General features: G+C 51.6%; 3 protein-coding genes. 2 read left to right on the forward strand and 1 reads right to left on the reverse strand.

Translation table 11 applies throughout. The annotated features are described in order from the left end of the window. The first annotated feature begins 342 nt into the window (after positions 1-342). Positions 343-1,503 carry an FtsW/RodA/SpoVE family cell cycle protein gene (locus Q0256_RS05190; RefSeq protein WP_177389148.1) on the forward strand — a complete coding sequence of 387 codons (1,161 nt, stop codon included), beginning with the start codon at positions 343-345 and terminating at the stop codon, positions 1,501-1,503. 137 nt (positions 1,504-1,640) lie between these two features. Next, a complete protein-coding gene (locus Q0256_RS05195; RefSeq protein WP_297960748.1) occupies positions 1,641-2,654 on the forward strand; it encodes a UDP-N-acetylglucosamine--N-acetylmuramyl-(pentapeptide) pyrophosphoryl-undecaprenol N-acetylglucosamine transferase in 1,014 nt (337 codons plus the stop codon). A 240-nt stretch (positions 2,655-2,894) separates the two neighbouring features. Here Q0256_RS05195 and Q0256_RS05200 read toward each other — a convergent pair. Then, positions 2,895-3,531 (reverse strand): hypothetical protein (locus tag Q0256_RS05200; protein ID WP_297960751.1); only part of this gene is annotated, 637 nt, incomplete at its 5' end.

Consider the following 3,531-nt stretch of genomic DNA (forward strand, 5'->3'; position numbering starts at 1 on the left):
GACCTTGTTATCGCGTGCCGAAAGTCGCCGCGATATGTTAGAATAGAGCGTAGGCAATGCGCACTTGTGGGATACGCGAGATCGTACCTTGTGGCGTGCTATCCCGCAGCGTACGCTGCCAAAGCTGCCTATGCGCGAGAATAAAATTCGCGCCGCGCGTCAAAGATGCACGATCGTGCTGCGTGCCAAAAGACAATACGTGGTCGTGCCGTACGCTTTTTAAAAGGCGGTGCCGCGATCGGCACCGTGCGGCACGGGCGCGATGCGAGGTTTGAGCTCGTGCGGCGGACGAAGCGTGCACGGCGCGCGTAAATGCGAATAAATTTAAAAACGGAGAGACGATTGAGAACCGATAAATGGCTTTATTACTTCACCTGCGCGCTCATTACGATCGGCATGATATTTTCGCTGTCGCTGAGCTCATATACGGTGCTTTTGCTGGGCGCTACGCCACTACATTTTTTTTATCGTCAGTGCGCGGTAGGGATCGCCTGCATCGCGGTGATGTGGATCGTCTCGCGCGCCGATCCCGATAAATGCCTAACGCCGGTGTGCATGTCGCTTTTTGCGATAATGGGAATTTTGATGCTCGCGATGGGCTTTTTGCCCAAATCCCTGGTCGCCGACGTAAACGGCGCGGCGCGCTGGATCAGACTGCCGTTTTTTAACCTCGCGCCGGTGGAATTTTTCAAGGTGGGCTTCATCTACTTTTTGGCGTGGAGCTTCTCGCGCAAGCTCGATCACTCCAAAAAAAGCATCGGGCGCGAGATCGCGACGCTGCTTCCTTACGTAGCGCTTTTCGGCTTTGTAGTAATCCTAGTCGCCATCGTGCAAAACGATCTGGGGCAGGTCGCGGTGCTGGGGCTTACGATGATTTTTATGTCGCTTTTCGCGGGCACTAGCTTCAAGCTCATCGGCTTTAGCTTTATGGGGATTTTGGGGCTTGCTTACGTTTTTATCGTCACGAGTGCGCACAGGGTCGATCGCGTGCGCTCGTGGTGGGGCGGCGTGCAGGATTTCGTGCTGTCGTTTATGTCGCCGGAAACCGCTGCCGGGCTGCGTATAGAGGACGCTAGCGCGCCGTATCAGGTCGGACACTCGCTAAATGCGATAAACAACGGCGAGTTTTTCGGGCAGGGGCTTGGGCTTGGAAGCTTTAAGCTAGGCTATCTGAGCGAGGTGCATACCGACTTCGTGCTTGCAGGTATAGCCGAGGAGTGGGGGTTCGTCGGGATTTTACTCATCGTGGCGCTATTTTATGCGATGCTCTTTCGCATCTTTCAGACCGCGAGTAAGTCGCCGAGTAACGTAAATTTCCTCTTTTGCCTGGGTATCGGCTTTATGTTTTTCTTTTCGTTCATTATCAATTCCTACGGCATTACGTCGATCTCGCCGGTTAAGGGTATCGCCGTGCCGTTTCTAAGCTACGGCGGCAGCCACCTGCTCGCGGCGTCGTTTGCGGTGGGGCTCGTTTTGATGGCGTCGAAAAGGGCGAAATTTTAAGGCTTTTGCGGGCTTTGAGGCGAACGCGATTTAAATTTAGACGTAAATTTAGAGCCGAATTTGCGCTTAAAATTCTACTCCAAAGCGCGCCGAGGCTTAAATTTAAGCGCGAAATTTTATAAATTTAAAGGAAAAGTATGGTCATAGCAATCAGCGGCGGCGGCACCGGCGGGCATCTGATAATCGCTAAAAATTTAGCCGCTCATCTCGCGAAGCAGGGCACCAGAGCGATCTTCATCGGCTCAAACCGTGGGCAGGATCGCGCGTGGTTTGAAAATAGCGAGCTTTTTGCGCGCACCTATTTTTTGCAAAGCTCGGGCGTCGTCGATAAAAAGGGCTTTGCCAAGCTAGCCTCGCTGCTAAATATCCTGCGCCTTTCGCTTGCGGCGCGTAAAATTTTAAAGCAAAACGGCGTCCGCGCGCTCATCAGCGTGGGTGGATACAGCTCGGCGCCCGCATCCATCGCGGCGATCCTTTCTCGCGTGCCGTTTTTTATCCATGAGCAAAACGCCGTTTGCGGTCGGCTAAACCGCTTACTAAGACCCTTTGCGCGCGCGTTTTACAGCTCCTATGAAAAGCCCGCGTTTGCTTATCCGATCGCGGATATTTTTTTCGAGACGGCGCGGTCGCGCACGGCGCTTAAGAGGGTCATCTTTTTGGGCGGCTCGCAGGGAGCGAGCTTTATCAACTCGCTTGCCGTGGAGCTTGCGCCTAAGCTTTTGAGCCTCGGCTACGGCGTGATCCATCAGTGCGGCGAGCGCGAGTTTGAGCGCATCTCGCAGACCTACGCGCAGCAGGGCCTGGATGTGCAGCTCGTGGGCTTTTGCAAAAACATGCACGAGCTCATCGCAAGCGCCGATCTTTGCGTCGGGCGCAGCGGCGCCAGCACGCTGTGGGAGCTCTGCGCAAACGGCCTGCCGGCGATATTCGTGCCGTTTCCATTCGCGGCGGCGGATCATCAGTTTTACAATGCGAAATTTCTTAAAGAGTGCGGGCTTTGCGAAATTTTACGTCAAGAGGACGCAAGCGGCGAGCGGATCTTGGGCTTGATTGAGAGCTTCGACGTGGCGCGCGCGAGCAAAGGACTGCTTGAGCTTGCGGATCGAAACGGCGCGCAAGCGATCATTGACGACGTGATGAGTAAAATTTAAGGCACTTTTGTTTTCATACTCGCGCTTTGTGTGTAAATTTGAGACGATCTCTCCGCGAAGTCGGCTTTAAATTTATAAACCGATTAAATTTTACTTTTTGCGTTTGTGTAAATTTGACGCGGCGCTTGGGTTTGAGCAAAAATTTAAAATTTGTATGCTTGCTGAGCAAAGGACATCTTTTGATTTGCGCAAATTTAAGCTCGCAAACGAAGCCGCGCAAAAGTGCATTGAGCCGTAAAATTATCTGCGCCTAAAGCTGATTATCGCATCGTTGTTTTCTTGTTGATATTTTTCAAACAGAGCCTGATATCTTTGCGATTTTGCCGGATCATTTGAATAAATTCCCACTAGAAAATAGCACGCCTCCGCAAATCGCAACTCACACGATCGCTCAAAGTATCGCGTACCCGTTTCTTTGTCATCGTCGTCAAAATACGCGACGTAACCGAACATAAAGCAGCCTTCGCCGTTACCGAGCTTGCATGCTTTTTTATACAGTTTTCTACCCTCTTGCGAATCTCTATCCTCGTAGCCTGCGAGTCTCGTGCAGCTTTCGCCGCCGTTAAGCTCGTAGCAGCCTTTTTTAAGCAGATCTTTGGCGCCTTCTTGCGAAATTTCGCCATTTAGTAGCAATAGGCTCGAAAGCACGGCGCAGGCATCGCCGTCTCCGCCGTCGCAATCTTCGCGAAATCTTACGGGATTTTTCATTTTTAAAGTGCCGTCTTTGGTGCGAATAGAAATTTCTTTAGGATTTTTATTCGCGTCTTCGTTTGCTTGATTGATGGGAATTCGGGTTTGATTTAAAATTTCCGTGCGAGAAGATGCCTTTATCGCTATAAAGACCGCGACTATACATACGACGACGAGAGGGAGTATT

The organism is uncultured Campylobacter sp., from assembly GCF_937949835.1.
Lineage (GTDB): Bacteria > Campylobacterota > Campylobacteria > Campylobacterales > Campylobacteraceae > Campylobacter_B.